Origin of the sequence: Brenneria salicis ATCC 15712 = DSM 30166, from assembly GCF_003315515.1 — a bacterium.
Classification (GTDB): Bacteria; Pseudomonadota; Gammaproteobacteria; order Enterobacterales; family Enterobacteriaceae; genus Brenneria; species Brenneria salicis.
In genome coordinates this window covers 1-22523 of the sequence record NZ_QNRY01000008.1, presented here as the reverse complement: position 1 = coordinate 22523, position 22523 = coordinate 1, and the positions used below count along the sequence as shown (strand labels likewise).

20 protein-coding genes and 1 pseudogene are annotated in these 22523 nt (G+C 49.4%); 13 read left to right on the top strand and 8 right to left on the bottom strand.

Annotated elements, in window-relative coordinates; genetic code table 11:
• Positions 1-173: 173 nt before the first annotated feature.
• The 4 genes from DES54_RS05645 to DES54_RS05630 all read left to right on the top strand — a co-directional run bounded on the left by DES54_RS05645 (position 174) and on the right by DES54_RS05630 (position 4558).
• Positions 174-2087: a PTS mannitol transporter subunit IICBA gene (locus tag DES54_RS05645; protein ID WP_113865622.1), complete on the top strand. Its 1914-nt coding sequence runs from the start codon at positions 174-176 to the stop codon at positions 2085-2087.
• A gap of 188 nt (positions 2088-2275) precedes the next feature.
• Positions 2276-3424 (top strand): mannitol-1-phosphate 5-dehydrogenase, encoded by a 1149-nt coding sequence (locus DES54_RS05640; RefSeq protein ID WP_113865674.1) that lies wholly within the window; start codon positions 2276-2278, stop codon positions 3422-3424.
• A 146-nt stretch (positions 3425-3570) separates the two neighbouring features.
• Positions 3571-4101: an MltR family transcriptional regulator gene (locus DES54_RS05635; protein ID WP_205680182.1), complete on the top strand. Its 531-nt coding sequence runs from the start codon at positions 3571-3573 to the stop codon at positions 4099-4101.
• Between the two features lie 94 nt (positions 4102-4195).
• Positions 4196-4558: a YibL family ribosome-associated protein gene (locus DES54_RS05630; RefSeq protein WP_113865620.1), complete on the top strand. Its 363-nt coding sequence runs from the start codon at positions 4196-4198 to the stop codon at positions 4556-4558.
• A 67-nt stretch (positions 4559-4625) separates the two neighbouring features.
• On the opposite strand, the gene DES54_RS05625 is transcribed toward DES54_RS05630, so the two are convergent.
• From DES54_RS05625 to fdhD, 3 genes are all read right to left on the bottom strand, one after another.
• Positions 4626-6524, bottom strand: a complete 1899-nt coding sequence (locus DES54_RS05625; RefSeq protein WP_113865619.1) for a methyl-accepting chemotaxis protein — start codon at positions 6522-6524, stop codon at positions 4626-4628.
• A 353-nt stretch (positions 6525-6877) separates the two neighbouring features.
• Positions 6878-7504 carry a superoxide dismutase [Mn] gene (gene sodA, locus DES54_RS05620; protein ID WP_113865618.1) on the bottom strand — a complete coding sequence of 209 codons (627 nt, stop codon included), beginning with the start codon at positions 7502-7504 and terminating at the stop codon, positions 6878-6880.
• 349 nt (positions 7505-7853) lie between these two features.
• Complete coding sequence (gene fdhD, locus DES54_RS05615; RefSeq protein WP_113865617.1) at positions 7854-8711, bottom strand: formate dehydrogenase accessory sulfurtransferase FdhD; 858 nt, start codon at positions 8709-8711, stop codon at positions 7854-7856.
• Positions 8712-8987: 276 nt separating this feature from the next.
• Between fdhD and exaC the strand changes: the two genes are divergently transcribed.
• Both exaC and DES54_RS05605 read left to right on the top strand, forming a co-directional pair.
• On the top strand, positions 8988-10523 hold the full coding sequence (exaC, locus tag DES54_RS05610) for an acetaldehyde dehydrogenase ExaC (protein WP_113865616.1): 1536 nt from the start codon (positions 8988-8990) through the stop codon (positions 10521-10523).
• 161 nt (positions 10524-10684) lie between these two features.
• A complete protein-coding gene (locus tag DES54_RS05605) occupies positions 10685-11677 on the top strand; it encodes an acyltransferase (protein WP_113865615.1) in 993 nt (330 codons plus the stop codon).
• Positions 11678-11726: 49 nt separating this feature from the next.
• Here DES54_RS05605 and DES54_RS05600 read toward each other — a convergent pair.
• Positions 11727-11858 (bottom strand): annotated as a pseudogene (locus tag DES54_RS05600) (DJ-1 family protein); the annotation flags it as partial.
• 289 nt (positions 11859-12147) lie between these two features.
• Between DES54_RS05600 and argG the strand changes: the two are divergent.
• Positions 12148-13494, top strand: coding sequence for an argininosuccinate synthase (gene argG / locus DES54_RS05595; RefSeq protein ID WP_113865614.1), 1347 nt, complete (start codon positions 12148-12150; stop codon positions 13492-13494).
• A 294-nt stretch (positions 13495-13788) separates the two neighbouring features.
• A complete protein-coding gene (locus DES54_RS05590) occupies positions 13789-14439 on the top strand; it encodes an acyl-homoserine-lactone synthase (protein ID WP_113865613.1) in 651 nt (216 codons plus the stop codon).
• Here the strand turns inward: DES54_RS05590 and DES54_RS05585 are convergent.
• Positions 14423-15157, bottom strand: coding sequence for a helix-turn-helix transcriptional regulator (locus DES54_RS05585; protein WP_113865612.1), 735 nt, complete (start codon positions 15155-15157; stop codon positions 14423-14425). The two genes, DES54_RS05590 and DES54_RS05585, sit on opposite strands and share 17 nt — an antisense overlap.
• Positions 15158-15329: 172 nt before the next feature.
• The gene (locus tag DES54_RS05580; RefSeq protein ID WP_113865611.1) at positions 15330-15665 is read right to left on the bottom strand and encodes a GlpM family protein; all 336 of its coding nucleotides are present in this window, start codon (positions 15663-15665) and stop codon (positions 15330-15332) included.
• A 651-nt stretch (positions 15666-16316) separates the two neighbouring features.
• On the opposite strand from DES54_RS05580, the gene DES54_RS18470 reads away from it, so the two are divergent.
• The 5 genes from DES54_RS18470 (at position 16317) to DES54_RS05555 (ending at position 21236) form a co-directional block, all read left to right on the top strand.
• On the top strand, positions 16317-16700 hold the full coding sequence (locus DES54_RS18470) for a hypothetical protein (RefSeq protein WP_147247263.1): 384 nt from the start codon (positions 16317-16319) through the stop codon (positions 16698-16700).
• 73 nt (positions 16701-16773) lie between these two features.
• A complete protein-coding gene (locus DES54_RS05570) occupies positions 16774-17433 on the top strand; it encodes an ABC transporter ATP-binding protein (protein ID WP_113865609.1) in 660 nt (219 codons plus the stop codon).
• Between the two features lie 6 nt (positions 17434-17439).
• Entirely contained in the window at positions 17440-18606 is a 1167-nt protein-coding gene (locus tag DES54_RS05565) for an ABC transporter permease (protein ID WP_113865608.1), read from the top strand.
• On the top strand, positions 18599-20032 hold the full coding sequence (locus DES54_RS05560) for a TolC family protein (protein WP_113865607.1): 1434 nt from the start codon (positions 18599-18601) through the stop codon (positions 20030-20032). Before DES54_RS05565 ends, DES54_RS05560 begins: the two co-directional genes overlap by 8 nt.
• A 40-nt stretch (positions 20033-20072) precedes the next feature.
• On the top strand, positions 20073-21236 hold the full coding sequence (locus DES54_RS05555; protein ID WP_240634942.1) for an HlyD family secretion protein: 1164 nt from the start codon (positions 20073-20075) through the stop codon (positions 21234-21236).
• Positions 21237-21542: 306 nt separating this feature from the next.
• Here DES54_RS05555 and DES54_RS05550 read toward each other — a convergent pair whose 3' ends face one another.
• Both DES54_RS05550 and DES54_RS05545 read right to left on the bottom strand, forming a co-directional pair.
• Positions 21543-21935 (bottom strand): type II toxin-antitoxin system death-on-curing family toxin, encoded by a 393-nt coding sequence (locus DES54_RS05550; RefSeq protein ID WP_113865605.1) that lies wholly within the window; start codon positions 21933-21935, stop codon positions 21543-21545.
• On the bottom strand, positions 21932-22153 hold the full coding sequence (locus DES54_RS05545; protein ID WP_113865604.1) for a type II toxin-antitoxin system Phd/YefM family antitoxin: 222 nt from the start codon (positions 22151-22153) through the stop codon (positions 21932-21934). Before DES54_RS05545 ends, DES54_RS05550 begins: the two co-directional genes overlap by 4 nt.
• Positions 22154-22523: the final 370 nt, after the last annotated feature.

Genomic DNA, 22523 nt, shown 5'->3' with positions numbered 1-22523 from the left:
GTGATTTTTATCACGTTTAGGTCGTAGAGTTGCGGTACGACAACGGCGTGTTAGAGTCCGCGCTGTATACAGCAATGCTGACGGGGATGCTCATGTGATCACCCTGTCACATCATCTCACGATAATTATCACGCGCTCTTATTGTCAGCGCGTCTCAATAGGGGTGTGTTTTTATGCTTTCTCCAGACTTTAAGGTCAAAGTGCAAAACTTTGGCCGCTTTCTGAGCAATATGGTCATGCCCAATATTGGCGCATTCATTGCCTGGGGTATTATTACCGCACTGTTTATTCCTACGGGTTGGATACCTAACGAGACGCTGGCGAAGCTCGTCGGCCCGATGATCACCTATCTGCTGCCGTTGCTGATCGGTTATACCGGTGGCCGTCTGGTGTTTGGCGAGCGCGGCGGCGTGGTCGGCGCCATCACCACCATGGGGGTAATCGCCGGGACGGATATTCCTATGTTCCTGGGCGCCATGATTGTCGGGCCGCTGGGCGGCTGGACCATCAAGCGTTTCGACAAAATGGTCGACGGCAAAATCAAAAGTGGTTTTGAAATGCTGGTCAACAACTTCTCCGCCGGTATCATCGGCATGTTGTTGGCGATCCTGGCGTTTCTGGCGATTGGCCCGCTGGTTGAAATCTTCTCTCAGGCACTGGCGGCTGGCGTTAACGTCATGGTGCAAAACAACCTGCTGCCGTTTACGTCCATTTTTGTCGAACCGGCAAAAATTCTGTTCCTGAACAACGCCATTAACCACGGCATTTTCTCGCCGCTGGGTATTCAGCAGGCCACCGAAACCGGGAAATCCATTTTCTTCCTGATTGAAGCCAACCCTGGTCCGGGAATGGGCGTGCTGATGGCTTATATGTTCTTTGGCCGCGGCAATGCGAAAGAGTCTGCGCCGGGTGCGGCGATCATCCATTTCCTCGGCGGGATCCACGAAATCTATTTCCCTTATGTTCTGATGAACCCGCGTCTGATTATTGCGGTGATCCTCGGCGGTATGACCGGCGTGTTCACCCTGGGCATACTGGACGGCGGTCTGGTTTCTCCGGCCTCTCCTGGTTCTATTCTGGCGGTGCTGGCGATGACGCCGAAAGGCGCATACTTCGCTAATATTGTGGCGATTACAGCGGCATTTGCGGTGTCTTTCCTGGTTTCGGTGATTTTGCTCAAGAGCATGAAACAAAAGAACGAAGAGGATCTTAGCGAAGCCACTCGCCGTATGCAGGACATGAAAGCCACGGCCAAAGGGCAGAGCGGCGCGAGTACGGGTGTCAGCGGCGATATGAGCACCGTGCGTAAAATCATCGTCGCCTGTGATGCCGGTATGGGCTCCAGCGCGATGGGCGCGGGGGTGCTGCGCAAGAAAGTGCAGGATGCCGGGCTGACCAACATCTCTGTGACCAATAGCGCGATAAACAACTTGCCGGATGATGTCGATCTGGTGATTGCCCATCGCGACCTGACTGAACGCGCCATGCGCCATGCACCGCAGGCTCAGCACATTTCGCTGACCAATTTCCTCGACAGCAACCTGTACAACGATCTGGCGGCGCGTCTGGTTGCCTCCCAGGGCAAGGACGACGCGCCGTCCGCTGCGCCGGTCGCCGCCGCCCCGACCACCGAACCGTCAAACCTGTTCCAACTGAGCGCCGGTAATATCTTCCTCAATCAACAGGCGGCCAACAAAGAGCAGGCGATTCGCTTCGCGGGTGAGCAACTGGTTAAGGGTGGCTATGTCGACCCGGAATATGTCGATGCCATGCTGGAGCGTGAGAAACTGACGTCCACCTATCTGGGGGAATCCATTGCCGTGCCGCACGGTACGATTGAAGCGAAAGATCGGGTACTGAAAACCGGCGTAGTTTTCTGCCAGTATCCCGATGGCGTGCGTTTTGGCGATGAAGACGATGAAGTGGCGCGTTTGGTTATTGGCATTGCCGCGCGCAACAATGAACATATCCAGGTGATAACCAGCCTGACCAATGCGCTTGATGACGACGCGGTGATTGAACGCCTTGCGCGCACTCAGGACGTGCAGGAGGTTCTTGACCTGCTGTCCGGTAAAAAGAACGCATGATGATACCCGTCAGCTTTTAAGTTGCGGATGCGTTGGCTTTGTTGCTCGCCCCAGTCGCTTACTTGCGTAAGTTGCTGGGGATTCACGCGATTGCCGCCTTCCTGCGCCTTGAAATCTGTTGGGTATACGCGCTGCCGCCGTTTCCGGGCAGCCTCTTTTTATCTTTTCGTTTTTAAGGTTAAAGCATGATGAAAGCATTACATTTTGGCGCCGGTAATATTGGCCGGGGATTCATTGGCAAACTGCTGGCAGATGCCAATATCGAACTGACGTTCGCGGACGTCAGCCAGCCGCTTCTGGATGCCTTGAACAGTCGCAAAAGCTATCAGGTGCGGATTGTGGGAGAGCAAACGCAGCTGGATACGGTGAGCAACGTCAGCGCGTTGCATAGCGGCAGCCCGCAAGCCGTTGCGCTGATTGCTGACGTTGATCTGGTCACCACCGCCGTCGGGCCGCAGATTCTGGAAAAAATCGCCGGGACGATCGTGCAAGGATTGGTGAAACGTCATGCGGACGGCAACACAAAACCGCTCAACATTATCGCCTGTGAAAATATGGTGCGCGGCACCAGCCAGCTTAAGCAACACGTGGTGAAATTGTTGCCGGAAGCACAGCTTGCCTGGGTCGATGAACATGTCGGATTTGTGGATTCCGCCGTTGACCGCATTGTTCCGCCTTGCGAAGCCGGCAGCGATGATGTGCTGGCGGTCACAGTGGAAACCTTCAGTGAGTGGATTGTTGATCAAACCCAGTTCTGTGGTGAACCGCCGGCCATTCCGGGCATGGAACTGACCGACAACCTGATGGCGTTTGTAGAGCGCAAGCTGTTTACGCTCAACACCGGCCATGCCATTACCGCCTATCTGGGGCAACAGGCTCGCCATCAGACCATTCGTGATGCGATCCTCGACCCGGAAATTCGTGCCGTGGTCAAGGGCGCGATGGAAGAGAGCGGCGCGGTGCTGATCAAACGCTACGGTTTTGATGCCGACAAGCACGCGGCGTACATCAATAAAATCCTCAGTCGATTTGAAAATCCCTATCTGCACGATGATGTCGAGCGTGTGGGGCGACAACCGCTGCGTAAGCTGAGCGCGGGCGACCGCCTGATCAAACCGTTGCTGGGGACGCTGGAATATCAATTGCCGCATGACAACCTGATTATTGGTATCGCGGCGGCGATGCGTTATCGCAGCGAACAGGACCCACAGGCGCAGGAACTGGCTGAACTTTTGCAGAATCTCGGCCCGCAGGCTGCGTTGGCGCAGATTTCCGGTCTGGATGCCGACAGCGAGGTTGTCGCGCAAGCCGTGAATGTGTATAACGCCATGCAATAATTGATGCGTATGGTTCACGTCATGTCAGCTTCTGAACGCTGACATACGTTGATCCGGCGTGTTATCTGCGTAATGCGGGGCTTAGCCATCAATGTCATCGGGTTAAAAAGATGTCTGTGTGCGGGTTGAAGGTATGAGAAGTGACGATGGAAGAAACACAGGCGTTTGAAAACCGGGTGCTTGAAGCCTTGAACTCAGGCACAACGGTGCGTAGCTTTATGCTCAAGGCGGTTGATCTGCTGGCCGAGGCCGTTAGCATCCTGATGTTGCAGGTGTTTCGCAAAGATGACTACGCCGTGAAATATGCGGTTGAACCATTAATGACGGGAACCGGGCCGCTGGGTGATCTTTCTGTGCGTCTCAAGCTGATTTATGGTCTGGGCATGATCAGCCGTAAAGAGTATGAGGACGCCGAATTACTGATGGCGCTGGGCGAGGAACTCACCCATGATGAGCATGAATATCATTTTACGGATGATGAAATTCTTGGGCCGATTGGCGAATTGCATTGCGTCAGCGCGCTGCCTTCCTTGCCTGCGCTACCTCCCGGCGGCGAGCCGGCGGACCCATTGTTGGTCAGCATGCGCCAGCAGCGCTATCAGCAGATGGTGCGCTCGACGCTGGTGCTGTCGCTCACCGAACTGATTGCCCGAATTAGTTTAAAAAAGGCTTTTTGAATCGTATTTCTCTACGCTCGTCCACTGCACTGGCAAGACCTTTGGTGTATGCTTACGCCCCGCATGATCCCCCCGTTAAACAGGTTTATACGTTATGAAAGAGCAGGAAAAAGCAGAGATTAAACGCCTTAGCGATCAACTGGATGCGTTGAATCGTAAGCAGGATGCGTTGCTGACGCAGGGTGATGCCGAAGCGATAGCCGTTAATCAGGTGGCAAGCGAGAAGCTGGCGGCGGAAATCGAACGCCTGCGCAATGTACGGGTGCAGAAACTCAGTCAGGAAGCGCAAAAACTGTCGCGCCTGCCTTTCAGCCGGGCTATCACCAAAAAAGAACAGGCCAATATGGGCGCGTTAAAGAAAAGCGTGCGCGGGCTGGTGGTGGTGCATCCTATGACGGCGCTGGGGCGTGAAATGGGACTGAAAGAGATGACGGGGTACGCGCCGAAGCCCTTTTAAGCCGTCCGTGCCGTGGCCGCGAGGCGCGCAGCCCGAATGAGCTACGCGCGTCGATCAACGCGGCGGATTAGTGTTTATAACTCAGTTGCGTTGGCGATTGGGACGAGGCGATGCCAGCGGGCGTTGATTCATCCCGCATATTGGATAAACGGAACACGGAAACCGCCTGTTTCTGTTTCAGCAAGGTCGCCTGCTCTTCCAGCGAGTCGGCGGCGGCGGCGGATTGTTCCACCAGGGCGGCGTTTTGCTGGGTGGTGCTGTCCATTTCCACAATCGCCTGATTAACCTGTTCAATACCGCGGCTCTGCTCATCGGAAGCCGTGGCAATTTCCCCCATAATGTCATGTGCTTGCGTAACTGACGTCACAATGTCATCCATGGTTTTTCCCGCATTGCCGACCAGCACGGCCCCTTGCGACACCTGACGGACGGACTCGGCGATCAGGGTGTCGATTTCTTTCGCCGCCTGTGAACTCCGTTGCGCCAGATTGCGAACTTCGCTGGCTACCACGGCGAAACCTCGTCCTTGCTCACCGGCGCGAGCGGCTTCGACCGCAGCATTGAGCGCCAGAATATTGGTCTGGAAAGCGATGCTGTTAATCACAGAAGTAATTTCTGCAATGCGTTTTGAACTGTGCTCAATGTCATTCATTGTTTTCACGACGTTATGGACTTGCTCGCCGCCTTGTTTTGCGGTTTGAGACGCGCTGATGACCAGCTTATTGGCCTGATGCGCGTTATCGGCGTTCTGTTTCACCGTGGCCGTCAGTTCTTCCATGCTGGCTGCCGTCTGTTCGACCGCCGCTGCCTGTTGCTCGGTACGCGAAGACAGATCGGTGTTGCCGGCGACGATTTCGCCTGATGCGGTTGAAATCTGGCTGACGCCGATACGGATTTCATCGATCATGATATGCAGATTGTCGTTCATTTTCGCCATACTGCTCATCAATTGGCCCAGTTCATCGCGGCGGGCGGTTTTAATGGACATGGTGAGATCACCGGTGGCGATACGTTCGGCCATATCCAGCGTTTGATGCAATGGCGAGGTAATTTGCCGGGAAATAAACCAGGAAATCAGCAAACCAAGCACCAGCGTGATCAGTGCGGCGATGCCCAGTTGGATTTCGGAAGAGCGGATGTCTTGCTGCGTTGATTGCAGTTGGTTGCTGAGCAATGTTTCGACGGCCTCATTCATCTGGTTGGCGGTAGCGCCAATCTGTCGGGCTAACGCCATTTCCTCCTGATAGGCGGGCAGATAAGCCAGCGCTTGTTCTTCATAGGCATTCATGATGCTAAGCACCGGATTCAGCGTCGCCTGTTGCTCGGCGGGCAGGCTTTGATACAGCGTAGTCAGCGATGTTTGCGCATCATTGATGGCGTTTTTCAGCTTTTCTTCCGCCTCGTTATCGCGCGAGAGGAGAATGCCACGCACTTGATAGCGAACTTCGGCCAGTTTATGGGTGAGATCGGCGGCCAGTAACTGCGGCACAAAATTATCGCTGCCAGCTTTTAGTTGTTCATCAAGCTGTGTCAGGTATTTATTACTTTCCGAGAGATTCCAGCTTTCTCTGATGTCGTCTTTTTTATTGATGGCTGCAATGTAGCCCGCCTGCTTTTTCTGATATTCGGCAATGGTGGTCGTAATTTGAGAAAGCGTCGCGATGTCCTGTTCACTCCAACGCCATTGGTTCGCCTTAACCACCAAGTTTTCCATGTTATTGATGTGAAGAATGTTTTTCTCGATATGTTCGGGTTGGTAGCTCGCGCTGTAGAGCGCCCGATAATATTTCGCCTGGTTAATTTCATCACTGATATCATTGCTGAAATTAACCTTATCAATGCTTTGTTTTAGTTCCTCGATGTGCATGACGCCTGCACCGGCAATGATCATCGTCATGATTAAGATCAGGCAGAAACCCAACCCGAATTTCTTACCTACTTTGATATTCTCAAATTTTATTGCCATTCCGTTTCTACCACGCTCTTAAGATTTGAATTACTCATCGATGATATCTGCAATTTGCGAGTGGTATTGGCATCATGAGATGACCATTTATAAAAGGATATCCTCACAAAAATCACACGATAAAATTCCGAAAGAGTTATCGGCAATTTATTTAAAAACTTTATATTTACGTGATAATTAAATAGTTAAAGAAGAAAGGTAATAGAGAGTTGGTGATATTTCTTAATAAAAAACCGGAATAACAGTAAGTTACCCCGGTTTGTTTGACCACGGAGATGTTCCCTTCTCTTTTCGCTCGTCGTCTTCAGCACCCCGGAAACGATGGAAAGATATCCGCGATAGGAGCGAAAAGATTATTTTTTCGCTTGTGCAAAGCGGCTGGCCGCTTCGTCCCAGTTCACCACGTTCCAGAAGGCTTTGATGTAATCCGGGCGGCGGTTCTGATATTTCAGATAGTAAGCGTGTTCCCATACATCCAGACCAATGATCGGGTAGCCGGAGGCGCCAGAAATCGCTTCACCCATTAATGGACTGTCCTGATTCGCGGTGGAAACCACGGCCAGTTTGCCGTCATCTTTCAGCACCAGCCACGCCCAGCCTGAACCAAAACGGGTTGCGGCAGCCTGTTCAAATTTTTCTTTGAAAGCGTCAACGCTGCCAAAATCGCGCTCGATTGCGGCTTTCAGGTCGCCTGTCAGCGTCGTGCCCAGCTTCAGGCCTTTCCAGAACAGGCTGTGGTTGGCGTGACCGCCAGCATTATTACGCAGAACGGTTTTTTTCTCTGCCGGTACTTTGTCCAGTTGAGCGATCAGTTCTTCAGCAGACAGACTGGCAAGCTCTGGCAGGGATTCCAACGCTGCATTTGCGTTATTGACGTAAGTCTGGTGGTGTTTGGTGTGATGGATTTCCATCGTTTGCTTGTCGAAATGAGGTTCCAGCGCGTCATAAGCATAAGGCAGGGATGGCAGTGAATAACTCATGTTTAGCATCTCCGTGGTTGCAGTACTAATGATTGTAGTACTAAAAAGTGGTTGTACCGGACAGGATGACCGTACCGCAAGACACCGTAGTACGCCATATTCTGGTACATTTACGGCGCTCTCTTTTGTTAGCTCCGCGTAAGCATTAGGTTCATTATAGTTAATTAAATGATATTGAAAATGATTATTCTCATGTCTGCATCAGAAACGACACGCTTTTAGTCCGTTATAACAAGCGTTTATGTCATTATCTTTCCGGCTAAAAACAAATTGGTCTAAGGCGCCAGAGCGTTTCTTCTGCATGCACGTAACTTATTTCATACCACCGCTGCTTCACGCATCTTCTGCTTCATACCTCTTCTCCTTCAAACAATCGCTGCGGGTGAGAGTAAATGGTGGCGCGGCCCGGACGACAGAAGCCCACCAACGTCAGATTACAGCGTTCGGCAACCTCGACGGCCAGCGATGTGGCGGCGGATACGGCAAACAGGATCTCCACCCCGCACATGGCGGATTTCTGCACCATTTCATAACTCGCCCGGCTGGAAACCAGCGCCGCGCCTTGCCGCCAGGGTTGTTTTGCCCGCATGCCGAGTAGTTTATCCAACGCCACATGGCGGCCTACATCTTCAAAACCGCCTTGCAAGGCGCCATCCGGCGTTATCCAGGCGGCGGCGTGCGTACAGCCGGTCAACTGTCCCACTTGCTGCACGTTTTTGAGTTGCGCCAGCGCGCCGTCAAGTCGGTTGAGCAAGAAGGTCTGAGTGAACGGCAGCGGCGCGACGGATTTGCCAATCTCAGATAGTTGCTCCACGCCGCAGACGCCGCAGCCTGTGCGTCCGTCCATCGCCCGCCGCCGTGCTTTCAGTCCGGCAAAACGACGGCTCGATAGCTCTATTTGCACTTCGATGCCGTTGCATACCGGTTGAACGTCTATCCCGTAGATATCCTGTGGCGACGCAATGATGCCTTCCGACAGCGAGAACCCCAGCGCGAATGCCGCCAAATCCTTCGGCGACGCCATCATGACGACATGTGAAATGCCGTTGTAGACCAGCGCGACCGGCACTTCCTCCGCCAGCCAATCGCTCTGCGGCAACGACAAGGCGTTCTGATGGCGCACGCTACATTGCGCTGCGCCGGTAGGGACGGTAACCGCTTGTGGATGAAGGTTTTTCACCTGCAATACCCGTAAGTTGATAACCATAAATCGTGGATGGCATTATTTCACCGCCGCCTGATGGATGCGAGTTTTTCTCCGCGAAGGGTGAGCGTCTCCGCGATGCCATGTATTTGCATGATGAAACGAATAATAAATTGTGCGTCAACTCGAAGAGTTGTCATTCTCTCTGGTTTTTGCCTGTCGGAAACGCGGATCCCTGTATACGATTTATTCATGCTCTGTTATTCAGCGATGTTTTCATATTGGCTCTATTTTCACTGCGGCCCGACCGCGCATCGAGACAGCGAAAAGGAGACTGAAATGGTACAAGACACTTCTACAGGCCGGTTGAGCGCCGGCGAGTACGGATCTCTGAATCTGAAAAAGCGTTATGACAACTTTATCGGCGGCGCCTGGGTACCGCCCGACGGCGGCCAGTATTTTGTCAACCTGACGCCCATCACCGGACAGCCTTTATGTGAAGTGGCCAGTTCGACATCCCGTGATGTCGATCACGCGCTGGATGCCGCCCACAAAGCTAAAGCGGAATGGGGGGGGATGTCCGTGCAGGAACGGTCGTTAATCCTCAACCGCATTGCGGATCGAATGGAGCAGAACCTCGACCTGCTGGCGAATATGGAAACCTGGGATAACGGCAAGCCGATTCGTGAAACCAGCGGCGCGGACGTTCCGCTGGCTATCGACCATTTTCGCTATTTCGCCGCCTGTATTCGCGCCCAGGAGGGGGCGATCAGTGAAATTGATGGCGATACCGTCGCTTATCATTTCCACGAACCGCTCGGCGTGGTGGGACAGATTATTCCCTGGAATTTCCCGCTGTTGATGGCTTGCTGGAAAATGGCGCCCGCGCTGGCCGCCGGAAATTGTATCGTCTTGAAACCCGCCAAGCTGACGCCAATGTCGGTATTGCTGCTGATGGAACTGATTCAGGATATCTTGCCGCCGGGAGTGGTTAACGTGGTTAACGGTTCAGGCAGTGAGATCGGTGAGTATCTGGCGACCTCGAAGCGTATCGCTAAAGTGGCGTTTACCGGTTCAACGGAAGTGGGTCAGCAAATTATGGGCTATGCCGCTCAGAACGTGACGCCGGTGACGCTGGAACTGGGCGGTAAATCGCCGAATATTTTCTTTGCTGATGTGATGGATAAAGAAGACAGCTTTTTTGACAAGGCGTTGGAAGGGTTCACGTTGTTTGCCTTCAATCAGGGCGAGGTGTGTACCTGTCCAAGCCGGGCGCTGGTGCAGGAGTCGATTTACGATCGCTTTATGGAGCGTGCGATCAAACGTGTCGAATCTATCCGCATCGGCCATCCGCTGGACAGCAACACCATGATGGGCGCGCAGGTGTCTTCCGGTCAGTTGGATACCATTCTGAACTATATCGATATCGGCAAGAAAGAGGGGGCGCGCGTCCTGACCGGCGGTCGTCGTAAAGAAATGCCGGAGGATCTGGCGCAGGGTTATTATCTGGAACCCACTATTCTGTTTGGTAAAAACAGTATGCGCGTTTTCCAGGAGGAGATTTTCGGGCCGGTGCTGGCGGTGACGACCTTTAAAACAATGGATGATGCGCTGGAGATTGCCAACGACACCGAGTATGGACTGGGCGCAGGCGTATGGAGCCGCAACGGGAGTGTGGCGTACCGTATGGGACGTGGCATTCAGGCCGGACGCGTCTGGACCAACTGCTATCACGCGTACCCGGCGCACGCGGCGTTTGGCGGCTATAAACAATCGGGGATTGGACGTGAAAATCATAAAATGATGCTGGAACATTACCAACAGACCAAGTGCCTGTTAGTCAGTTATTCCGACAAACCGATGGGCTTGTTCTGATGTCGGCGTGACGATATTGTGTTTCTCTCCGGGCCGTTACATGTTAACGGCCTTTTTATGTTCGTTGCGCCGCTTGCCTCGGATTAGCCTGATTGTTGATTGTACCGACGTCGAACAGTCACTATTCTGTTGAATAGACGTCATATTTTAAGAGGTTGTGCATGACCGACAAGATCGGCTGGATTGATAATTTGCGGGCAGTGGCCTGTATGATGGTCGTTCTCATTCATAGCACCACCTATCCGATTACCGCCGGTGGGATGCCGGGTGAAGCGCATTGGGATGTGGCAAATATACTGAACTCGGCTTCACGGGTTGGTGTTCCGCTATTTTTTATGATTTCCGGTTATCTGTTTTTTGGCGAGCGCAGCGCCCAGAAAAAACATTTTCTGAGAATAAGTCTGTGTATCCTGTTTTATAGCGCGATTGCCTTGATTTATATCTCGACGCTGACGCCGATTAATAGTTTGAACGCGTTGCGTCATGCGTTACAGAAACCTATTTTTTATCACTTATGGTTCTTTTATGCCATTGTCGTGATTTATCTATGTTCTCCACTGATTAATATCAAACCGGTTTCAGGCAAGTATTTGTTGATATTTATCGTACTGTTGGCGGTTATTGCCAATCCGAATACCGGGCGCGTTGAGTTTTTCGGGGTCAGGCTATTGCCGGTCAATCTCTATATTTACGGCGATACTTTTTATTACCTGCTGTATGCCATGCTCGGACGTGCTTTGGGAATGTTGGAGATTCCAGGTAAAGCCGTGTTTGCCGCCATACCACTCTTTATTTTCTGCGTCGTGATGGTGGCGCTGGGAACCCAGTACCACACTTTGCGTAATGATAACTTTACTCAGACTTTCTATCTTTATAGCGGACCGCTGGTATTTCTGGCCGCGATCAGTCTGTTGGTGATATTCAAATATTATTTTAATCATCGGGTGCTGCCGGGGTTGGCTTTTATATCGCGTCATTCATTAGCTATTTATGGCTTTCACGCGCTGATTATTCACTATATTCGCACCAACGGTCTGGATTTCTCCTCTCGCCCGGTGTTGGACATTTTCTATATTTTTACCGTCGCGTTATTGGGCAGTTTGTTGCTGTCGATAGCGGTACAGAAACTGGATACGCGGCGTCTGGTTTCCTGAGGCGTTGGCAGGACAGCATGGCGCGGCATAGGCCGCGCCAGAGATAGGTTCAGGCCAGCACGCGCCAGTGATCGTAATCAATATGTTCAACCTGGAAGTTGGCGTTTCCCTTATCGCCCGTCAGACGGCTGGCGATGGTGAAGGCGAAATCGAATGCCACACCCAGACCTTTGCCGCTTAGCCCGCTTGAAAAATAGCGTTATACTCGTTGACCAGAGTTGGTAATTAAACACGAATTTTTTTGCATAAAATACCACGGTGCTCTTCCTGTACCGGCAAAAAGATGTTTAAATTATCACTCACTTATTTTGCATAAATATGCATTTATGAGCGTGCTGATGCTGACGATAGTCCCGGCCAATTCGTTTTGCGAAGCGGCAAAGGTATCAACTCTCATCAATGTATTGCGTAACATAATGGTGTGGCTGCTAAGCTTCTAACCATAGATCTTTCGAGCAGGGATTACATTTATGACAACGATTCTCAAGCATCTTCCGGTTGGTCAGCGTATTGGTATTGCGTTTTCAGGTGGTCTGGATACCAGCGCTGCGCTGCTTTGGATGCGTCAAAAAGGCGCGGTTCCTTATGCGTATACCGCGAATCTGGGGCAACCGGACGAGGATGACTACGACGAGATCCCTCGCCGCGCTATGGAATACGGCGCTGAAAATGCCCGTTTGATCGACTGCCGCAAGCAGCTTGTCGCCGAAGGGATTGCCGCGATCCAGTGTGGCGCTTTTCATAACACCACGGCGGGCGTGACCTATTTCAACACCACGCCGTTGGGACGCGCGGTTACCGGTACGATGCTGGTTGCCGCCATGAAAGAGGATGGCGTTAACATCTGGGGTGACGGCAGTACCTATAAAGGTAACGACATTGAGCGTTTCTATCGTTATGGCTTGCTGACCAATGCCGAACTGAAAATCTACAAGCCGTGGCTGGATACCGATTTCATTGACGAGCTTGGCGGCCGTCAGGAAATGTCCGAGTTCATGGCTCAGGCTGGTTTCGGTTACAAAATGTCTGCGGAAAAAGCCTATTCCACCGATTCCAATATTCTGGGGGCGACGCATGAAGCCAAGGATCTGGAATATCTGAATTCCAGCGTCAAAATCGTTAACCCGATCATGGGTGTTAAATTCTGGGAAGAAAACGTTAAAATCGCGGCGGAAGAAGTCACTATCTGTTTTGAGCGCGGCCACCCGGTTGCCCTGAATGGCAAAACCTTTGCCGATGACGTCGAGCTGATGCTGGGAGCAAACCGTATCGGCGGACGCCACGGTCTTGGCATGAGCGATCAGATTGAAAACCGTATTATTGAAGCGAAAAGCCGTGGCATCTATGAAGCGCCGGGCATGGCATTACTGCACATTGCTTACGAGCGTCTGGTGACGGGCATTCATAACGAAGACACCATTGAGCAATACCACGCGAATGGTCGTCAGTTGGGCCGCTTCTTGTATCAGGGCCGTTGGTTTGATTCGCAGGCGCTGATGCTGCGCGATGCTTCTCAGCGTTGGATTGCCAGCGCCATTACGGGCGAGGTCACGCTGGAACTGCGTCGTGGCAACGACTACTCCATCATGAATACCGTTTCCGACAATCTAACCTATAAGCCGGAACGTTTGACGATGGAAAAAGGTGATTCTGTCTTCTCACCTGACGACCGTATCGGTCAGTTGACCATGCGCAATCTGGATATCACCGATACGCGTGAAAAACTGTTCAACTATGTTGAAACCGGTCTGCTGTCGGCTTCCGCCAGTGCGGGCCTGCCGCAGGTTGGGCAGTTGCAGAATAAGTCTGATAAGTAATTGGTGATTCAAGTCTTGCAGAGAACCCGGAGCCGCTTGTCGACTTCGGGTTTTTTGTGCTGATGCTCGATCGAGTTCGAAATGCGCCAGCGCGTAGTCTGGGGCGTATCTGCAATTCGCCTATAGCGCTGTTTTTTCTCGCGGATGGTAGGGTTGCATCTGTACAACCGATGACAAAAGAGACAAAATATAAAAGCGATAATCAACGGTAATAATCATTTTTAAAGCGCCAACAAGATGTTGAGCGGTTTGATCATTCTTGATATCTAGCGATAAATTTTTAATGGAGGAAAAATGTTAGAGATATTTGACGTGAGTTATTCCCTGTTGTCAGAAGAAAAATCCGAAGAACTCTTCACGCTCAGAAAAGAGACATTTAAGGATCGCCTTAACTGGGCTGTACAGTGTACGAATGGCATGGAGTTTGATCAGTATGATAATAATAACACAACGTACCTTTTTGGTATAAAAGATGATTCTGTTATTTGTAGTCTGAGGTTTATAGAAACAAAATACCCTAATATGATTACCGGAACATTTTTCTCTTATTTTGAAAAAATAAATATTCCCACAGGGAATTACATTGAATCAAGCCGGTTTTTTGTTGATAAAGAGAGATCGAGAAATACTCTTGGCAGTAACTATCCAATCAGTTCCATGCTTTTTTTATCAATGATTAATTATTCCAGAAAGAATAGCTATGAAGGTATATACACCATTGTCAGTCATCCGATGTTAACAATATTAAAACGCTCAGGCTGGAAAATATCTGTTGTTGAACAAGGAATGTCGGAAAAAAATGAAAGAGTCTATCTGTTATTTTTACCTGTTGATGATGAAAATCAGGAGATCTTAACCCAACGTATTATTCGTAGCGGTATGGTTGTAAATAATGAATTAAAGCAATGGCCATTACGACTTTCAGTTTCTAATGTACTGGCTTGATAAGATGGAGTTCTACACCAAGCCGTATAGCATGTTTGGCGTTTAACACACCGAGTTTTTTTATAACATTGCCGATATGAAATTTTACTGTGCTGGTTTTAATGCCCAGAATCAGCGCTACCTCCTGGTAGGTCTTACCCATACTGGCCCAGTATAAAATATCATTCTCTCGTGGAGAAAACATTATTTTATCATTTAATGTTTTCTCTTCATTATTCTGAGCTATTTCTTCACAAAGAGATATGGTTTTTTCATAAGCAGTGATAAGCAACATTTGCAATGTATCTTTCTCGTTTTCAATAGTATCTTTCATATTCTCAACGTCTGGTCCATTCATAATTATGGATAATGTCACCAGATTATTACTGTTATCATGAAGAACAAAGGTATATCCGTGAGTGATATTATATTTTTTCGATAAATTAAATATTTTTGAGAGTTGTATCTTTGTATTCAAAATCAGACTTTCTTCCCAAGAAAAAGGGGCTATTTTATTAAAGGCGGCAAAAACGACAGGGTCAATTTGCTGATAATTATTTTCTTTGTATATGTTCACCCATTCATCTGGGTAGTTGGTGGTTATTATCACCTCGGAGGGGTTTTTCTTATTCATAATCATATAGGAAAACCTTATGCCTTTATAAGGCTTCAGGTTTTCCTCAAAAAACTTTTTTGTTACCCTGCTTATAATTTCATTGTTGGAAAATAATAAAGACATATAATAACCTCTATTCGAAGGTTCAACATCCTTGTGATGACAAAGTATATACTCATGCTTATGCCTAAGTCTAACGATGATTTCCTGATGAGATTACCTGTCATTTTCAAACAGAAATGAAATGATGAAAAATAACTGAATGATCCCCAAAAGGGGATGTATCTTCCCCCGCTTAGTGCCAGCGCCCCCAGATAACGATTAAGGCCAATGCGGTGATACACCAGCAAGCCAGAGCGCCGGCCAATGAATAGGATAATTTGGTCACGCCACTTAAATACCAGAGAGACGCAGGGTAGGCAAAATAAGGAATGATGGCCCACATACCGAACAATATCGTGGTGCGCAATGCTGCGACATTACGCTCAGTCGCAACAATGTAGTGGGCAATGAGGGCAAATGTAGGGAAGAGCGGAACCAGCCCGGCAATATAGTAATTCTTTGTCTTTGATAAATACCCGATGAGCAAAACCACAACCGCGCCTATCACCGCTTTAAAAACCAAGCCCATTTCGTTCCCCTGATATGATTCTTCTGGCGATATCCCAACATGAATAAGCTGATCTGTAAACCCTTAAAACAGGTCTTCCTTACTGATGACTTTGCGACTATCTGCTTATGTACAGACTACCACTACATAGGCGGGGCGGTGTCATTCAAATACATAATCCCCCTTCGATATGGCGATAATGAAAGCAATAATAATCGGCAACCTCAACATTGGACTCAGAAGTCCCATACATTTTTTTCATCTTTCATGGATAATGGATTTGCCGATTTTTTACATAACGCTTTTGAAATGGCATCTTGCAAATGGAATTTCTTCTGGATGAATAATGAGCGTTAATGTGTTATAAATTTATTATATTTCCAATTAATTTTAACTTGGAATAATTTTTTTATAATTGGTTCGTTATGGGCGAATTTTGTTATTTTTTATAAAAGATGGTTCTAATTTTTAAAATTGTTGTTGAGTTATTTTTATGATTTTTATAGACATTTATCGAGTGGCATAAATGCCATGTAAGATAATCAAATATTCGCTCCTCTTTTAAATAGAATACGAAGGAACTTCTCTTCTATTTTTCCTACATAGAACTGGCTGGTTATTTCAGCCAGAAAGGTAATTTTTACTGTTATCAGTTTACACAAGGACTTATTTATGAGTGCTAAGTTACGTTTATTGAGCGCAATGATTGGAGTTGGGGCGATATTGCTAAGTGTCGGCGCCAGTGCTGCGTCGCGACAGTATATTTACGTGACATCATCAAAAGAAGCGAGGTACAAATACTCGGTCTATGCCGATCTTTATGATGGAAAAGGCAATAGAGTTTATCACTGGCAAGAAAAAGGTAAAAAGCCGGGATCTTCACTGCGCTGGAATTATACCGATGGTGGAGACGGTGGTTGGCTGCATATCTGGATCGATCCATCACCCGCTCAAAGGGCTTCCTTTTTAACGTTGCCGCTGGGCCGTAATCATTGTTATGAAATTACGTCGCCTGTCATCGGAAGCATTTCGATGGTTAGGAAAAAGACCTGTTAGATAGCAAGCGAAATCTTATCGCAGCAGATTATCCACCTATTAACATTTAATTATTCGTTGAAGGCCCGGATTAATGGTTGAGCTTAATGACATTCGCCATGGTTATGGTGACGTGAACGTACTGAATAATCTTTCATTGCGTGTGGCGTCTGGAGAAACCTGCGCTATTTTAGGTGCCTCTGGCAGCGGTAAAAGTACGCTACTCAGTATTCTCGGATTGCTGGAGCCGTTAATAGCCGGAGAGTACTGTTTGGATGGCGAGAATATGATGTCTTGTACATCGCATCAGCGCGCCGAATTACGTAACCGTAAACTGGGGTTTGTTTTTCAGCATTTCCATCTGCTACCGCGACTGAATGCATTAGATAACGTGGTCTTGCCGCTGTTATATCGAGCTATGCCATTGGCAGTGTCCCGTCGCCGGGCCGCTGCCGTTCTTGAATCCCTGGGTATGACGCCCTGGCTGCACGCCTATCCGTCCATGTTGTCCGGCGGACAACGACAGCGGGTGGCTATCGCCCGTGCGTTGGTGGGAGCGCCATCTTTGCTGCTTGCCGATGAGCCAACGGGCAATCTTGATACGAATACCGCGCGCGACATTATATCTCTTTTGCTGGAATTGAACTGCCGGAAGGGGTTAACCATGGTGATGGTGACGCATGACGAACATCTGGCCGAATGTCTGCATCAGCGGTGGCATATGCATGGCGGAAAGCTCATTGAGGCGCGGTAAAAACGAATGACGCGATTTCAACAGTTAATCGAAGCATGCCGAAATCTATACGCGTTTCGTCAGCGCGCTACGCTGGCGGTCTTGGGTATCGGGGTGGGCAGCGCGCTTGTCGTCACTTTGCTTATATTAGGAAAAAGCGCGCAACAAAATGCGTTAAGTGCCTTTGATACCTTGGGCGGCGATATGATGGTGGCGGACATCGGTGCGAGAAGCGCGGATAGCTCGTCGGCACTTCCCATAAATTTGGATTTTTCGTCATTGCGATCCCGGTTTCCTGAGATCCGACGGGTGATCCCCGTTGCGCGTTGGGAGATTCAGTTAACAAAAAACGGCAAGGTACTCTCGATTCCGATTATCGCTACTACTCCGGATTTTTTTGACTTACTACATTTAAATCCTGCGTGGGGACGCACGTTGTCAAAATTTGATAGCCGCGCAAACTATGCCGTACTTGGTGCAAGTCTGGCTCAGCGACTTACCCTTTCCGTAAAGCATCTGCAACTTAATCATTATGCGTTTGATGTTATCGGTACTTTGCATCCAAGCGTCTCTATGACGCCTGGCGGCATGTTAATCGATGATATGGCGTTGGTGCCGCTGACGACAATTAAGAAAATCGCACCGTTCACAGAGCCGGATATGTTGCTGATACAAGCTTATTCTCGTCAGCGAATTGCATTACTGGAAACACCAGTACGCGGTTGGTTGGAGAATAACTTGCCAGGGCGGAATATCCATTTGATGTTACAGCAACAGTTGCTTGATGGCATTGAGCAGCAAACGCGAACATTCCGTTACTTGTTGAGCGCCCTTGCAGCGATAGCATTGCTGATGGGCGGGATCGGCGTCATGAACGTTATGGTGATGAGCGTCGCGGAACGACGTCATGAAATTGGTTTGCGTCAGGCTCTGGGGGCCACGTCGCAAGAGATAGGCATATTGTTTCTTTTGGAAGCGTTGCTCCTCTCCCTGCCGGGTTCTCTGCTGGGCAGCCTGATCGGTTTGGCATTCTCCGGGATCTATGCGCGTTATGCAGACTGGCCTCTGGTGATCGACCTGTGGGTTCTGCCGCTGGCGATGGGGAGTGCCTTAACGCTGGCCGTGTTTTTTGGGTTAAAGCCTTCTTTGGCGGCCGCACGCCTTTCACCTGCGGAGGCGCTGCGTGATGTTTAATCAATGGAGTCTGTTGCTGCTCTGTTTCATGCTGATAAGTATGAAATCCTATTCGTTTGATATTTCAGAAAAAAGATCACATCAAAGCATAACGATCACGCTGCCAGAGGCTGTGGCGCTGGGGATGCGTAACAGCAACGCGATTAAAAGTCAGGCGCTCCTGCGTTTGAACGATAAATTTGACCTGCGGGTAGCGCACGATGGCTTTCGTCCCCAATTGGTCTTCAATAGTAAGTACCTGCGCAGTATGAGCGGAAATCTCAATAGTCATCAGCGTTCATCAGGCTTTTCGGCGAGTCTGCTCTCGCCTTTAGGCACCCAATTGACGCTGGACTGGTCTTATCGCCGGGAGGAGCAGGATATGTCCCCACGTCAGCAGGGGGGGAATGTCACCTTTGCGCTGGTTCAGCCTTTACTGCGCGATGCTGGTACAGATGTGAATACTGTCGCGCTGCGTCTGGCGGAGATTGACGAGCGGATGGGACAATTGCGCTATCAGCAGCAGGTTGCTGAAACCATCACGGCTATCATTCTGGCGTATCATCGCTTACTCAAAGCGCAACAGCAGTTTGCGTTATCGCAACAAGCGCTGCATCGCGCCAACGCGCAGCGAGACGTCGTCGCTAAACTCATCACTTGTGGGCGGGTCGCGTCGCTGGAGCAATTGCAAAGTGATGCGGATATGGCCGAGCAGCAATTAAGGATCGCGCAGGAAGAGAATGAACTGAATGCCAGCCGCCTGACGTTGTGCGGTCTGCTGGGGATTGATAACCGCACGCCATTAAGCGCCAGCAAAAATCTTGAGATAAAAAAAATCGCGCTGAAAACCGACTGGGCAGTGGAAAAAGCTTTACAGACACAGCCGGATTATCTCATTCAGCAATTGGCATCGCAAAAACAGAAATTTTACCTAATTCAAGCGCAGAATCAGCGCCGCTGGGATGTCGATCTGGTGGCAGGCGCCGAGCGTAATGATATAAGAGGCAACGATATGCAGGACAATAGTCGTTGGCAACGCTATGTAGGGCTGAATGTATCCATTCCTTTTAATGATAGGCGCGCGCGTAAGGAAGAACTGCGCGCCGAGATAGCACAGAAAAATCAGCGGTTGGACATGGCTGATACCCGTCAACAACTTGAAGAGGCGGTGACCCAGCAGATTGATATGCTGAATAATAGCTGGCAGCAATATGTCATTGCCGATCGTCTCACCCGTCTGTCGGAAAAAAAACTTCAGGCTGAGCAGACCAAATTAGCCGCTGGACGCTCTTCCAACTTTCAAGTGCTGAGTTATCAAAATGATCTGCGTTTCTCTCAGAATGCGCGGCTTAATGCGCAGGTAGATTATCTGAATGTGCAAGCGAATCTGGATATGTTGATAGGCTATACGCTCAGCCGTTGGGGAGTGGAAGTGAATGGTTTTTAATTTTCTCCGCTGTCGAATGCTGTGGTGCGCGCTATTGGCAATGATACTGGCCCTTATTGGCTGGCGGTTGTCATCCTCTGACGAGCCGATCAACCCTGAACCGGTCTGGCGTTATGTGAAACTAACGCCTGTGGAAAGCCGCCTGATATTGATGGCCCGATTGCAAGCGCAGGAGCAATATCCGGTTAACGCGCCTTTTGAAAGCCACATCTCGCGAGTAGCGGTGCGAGAAGGCGATCCGGTGAAAAAAGGCGATGTGCTATTGGAATTGAGTACCGTTTCGCAACAAATACCTTTCAGAGACGCACAAGCCCAGTGGTTGAAAGCTCGTCAGGAACTGCAACGGGTACAATACTGGTCAGACAGTACGGAAGTCACTTCGGCCCGTCGGTCTTTGCAAAGTGCGGAAATTAGCGCCAGAAGCGCAACACAAAAAGTTAAGGAAGCGAAGCCGTTGTTTGATGCCGGCATTATTCCGCGTATGGAACTGGAGGCCTTAAGAGAGGAAGAGGAAAATCGGAAACTGGATCTTCAGGCTGCACAACAAACGTTGGCTGCGCTAATGGCACAAGGCGGTGCGCAAAATCTGGAGATGGCGGAGCTTGAGTTACGTAATGCGGAGCAAAAACTTCAGGAACTGCGCGATAGGCAGAGTAAGAGCATACAGTATGCGATGAGTGATGGTTATGTGATCGGGGTACGCAACGGGAGCAAAGAAAAGATGCCTTTTCCTCAGGAAGGGCAACAAGTCAGCCTTGGCGATCCTTTGTTGATGCTGGTGGGGATAGCGCGGTTTAACGCACAGGCGCGTGTGGACGAGTCTGATGTAGAGACTTTACGGCCAGGCATGTCCGCGACCTTGAGTAATGATGCTTATCCCGATACTCAATGGACTGGCAAACTGCGCGCCATCAGTCCTCTGGCAAATTATACCGAGGGACAGGCGGGTACGACCTATGATGTCTCGTTCGATATTGATTGTTGTCGTAAAGGCGAAGCCGTACCTCGTTTGGGGATGTCAACCATGCTGAAAGTCACGACCTTCTCAAATCCCGCGGGGATGGTGTTGCAACCTGATGAGATAATGCAGGATGAGCAAGGCCGCACCACTATCCTTTATCGACGCGATCTGCAATCGCCTCCTGTACGACAAAACGTAGAAATAGTTAAATCGCTGCCGCAAGGCGTGGTTGTAAAAATATGAGCGAAGGCTATGTGCAGAAAATCGGCGCGTCGCCGTGAAGTTGGCGTCAGGTACAGGGTTTCAACGCGGGAGTTTCTTTAAATACTCCCCGATTCGATTCCCCCACATTGACAGGTGGTTTTTGATGGTTTTCAAGCGAACTGAGTGGACGATTTTTTTGATTAAATTTTCTTAAAAACAGGCGTTATAGGATCTGATAGACTTGAGTGGAATGAATATGAATATAAAGTGATGGTCTGCTGGTATTGATTTTATTGTGTTTTTATTAATCTGTTTTGAGTTTACGTACACGGGAAACGAAGGTGCTTAACGCGTTGAACCAAAATTATCCACAAGTTCCCGTAAATGCTGCGCTAACTGGTCAACCGTCTTCTCTCCCGTAGCGGCTTTGACCGTTAAATTTTCCAACGTATTATCGTTATCACGGATCTGGATGCTGTTACGATAGAGAAAAGTCATAGTAACAAAAAACGCAGTGCGTTTATTGCCATCATTAAAGATGTGGCCTCTGGCAATAGCAACCCAATAAGAAGCGGCCAGTTCAAAAACATCCGTAACGCCTTCATAGTGTGCACGGTTTTGCACCCGATAGATGAGTGCCTCCGCTCTACCGGGATCGGGCATGCCAGCAACGCCGGAAAGCCGTTGCAATATACGATCATGAAAAGCAATAACCTCCTGTGCGCTGACCCATATCATCGGTTTGTGAGTGCCTCTACGGTACGACCATGACGCTGCATAATCACATCAAACTCTGCATCCAGCTTAGCGTTCTGGTATGCCTCGAATTCAGCCTTGCTGATAACCACCGCTGAGTTACCGTCTCTGCGTGTGATTTCTACCGGTTCACCTTGGGTGGCGATATCCAGTACTTCTGAAATATTGGCGCGGGCCTGAGTTGAGGTATATGTACGCATGATGTGCCTCCTGATATGTACGCTTATATTGTACACATTGATTGCTTATCATTCAATTTTGAGTCGTTACGCAGTATGATTGTATTGAAAATACCATACCAATCTGTTCTATATGTTAGTAAACCTGTTTTAGTTCCATGCACTTTTTGAAATTTCTTCTGGTAAGATAGAGACTTTCATCAAGGATATTATTACTATACATTAGCCCCTTAAGTAAGCTAAGAAACATCATGGCTCGGTCAGGTTGTGTAGTGGTCAACTAAAACTGGCCACGGGTTTAGAGTTTTTCCAGAATCGATTTTCCGATTCGTTTGGGGGTAATCCACCGTTATAGTCGTGTGGTCTGATCGTGCTGTAATATCCCACGATA

Coding starts and splice junctions, on each gene's coding strand:
- DES54_RS05625 (WP_113865619.1), bottom strand. CDS start 6,524: ATGGCAATAAAATTTGAGAATATCAAAGTAGGTAAGAAATTCGGGTTG.
- DES54_RS05585 (WP_113865612.1), bottom strand. CDS start 15,157: ATGTCTTTATTATTTTCCAACAATGAAATTATAAGCAGGGTAACAAAA.
- DES54_RS05565 (WP_113865608.1), top strand. CDS start 17,440: ATGACGCGATTTCAACAGTTAATCGAAGCATGCCGAAATCTATACGCG.
- DES54_RS05645 (WP_113865622.1), top strand. CDS start 174: ATGCTTTCTCCAGACTTTAAGGTCAAAGTGCAAAACTTTGGCCGCTTT.
- DES54_RS05570 (WP_113865609.1), top strand. CDS start 16,774: ATGGTTGAGCTTAATGACATTCGCCATGGTTATGGTGACGTGAACGTA.
- argG (WP_113865614.1), top strand. CDS start 12,148: ATGACAACGATTCTCAAGCATCTTCCGGTTGGTCAGCGTATTGGTATT.
- DES54_RS05560 (WP_113865607.1), top strand. CDS start 18,599: ATGTTTAATCAATGGAGTCTGTTGCTGCTCTGTTTCATGCTGATAAGT.
- DES54_RS05640 (WP_113865674.1), top strand. CDS start 2,276: ATGAAAGCATTACATTTTGGCGCCGGTAATATTGGCCGGGGATTCATT.
- exaC (WP_113865616.1), top strand. CDS start 8,988: ATGGTACAAGACACTTCTACAGGCCGGTTGAGCGCCGGCGAGTACGGA.
- DES54_RS05550 (WP_113865605.1), bottom strand. CDS start 21,935: ATGATATGGGTCAGCGCACAGGAGGTTATTGCTTTTCATGATCGTATA.
- DES54_RS05605 (WP_113865615.1), top strand. CDS start 10,685: ATGACCGACAAGATCGGCTGGATTGATAATTTGCGGGCAGTGGCCTGT.
- DES54_RS18470 (WP_147247263.1), top strand. CDS start 16,317: ATGAGTGCTAAGTTACGTTTATTGAGCGCAATGATTGGAGTTGGGGCG.
- sodA (WP_113865618.1), bottom strand. CDS start 7,504: ATGAGTTATTCACTGCCATCCCTGCCTTATGCTTATGACGCGCTGGAA.
- fdhD (WP_113865617.1), bottom strand. CDS start 8,711: ATGGTTATCAACTTACGGGTATTGCAGGTGAAAAACCTTCATCCACAA.
- DES54_RS05545 (WP_113865604.1), bottom strand. CDS start 22,153: ATGCGTACATATACCTCAACTCAGGCCCGCGCCAATATTTCAGAAGTA.
- DES54_RS05590 (WP_113865613.1), top strand. CDS start 13,789: ATGTTAGAGATATTTGACGTGAGTTATTCCCTGTTGTCAGAAGAAAAA.
- DES54_RS05630 (WP_113865620.1), top strand. CDS start 4,196: ATGAAAGAGCAGGAAAAAGCAGAGATTAAACGCCTTAGCGATCAACTG.
- DES54_RS05580 (WP_113865611.1), bottom strand. CDS start 15,665: ATGGGCTTGGTTTTTAAAGCGGTGATAGGCGCGGTTGTGGTTTTGCTC.
- DES54_RS05555 (WP_240634942.1), top strand. CDS start 20,073: ATGATACTGGCCCTTATTGGCTGGCGGTTGTCATCCTCTGACGAGCCG.
- DES54_RS05635 (WP_205680182.1), top strand. CDS start 3,571: ATGGAAGAAACACAGGCGTTTGAAAACCGGGTGCTTGAAGCCTTGAAC.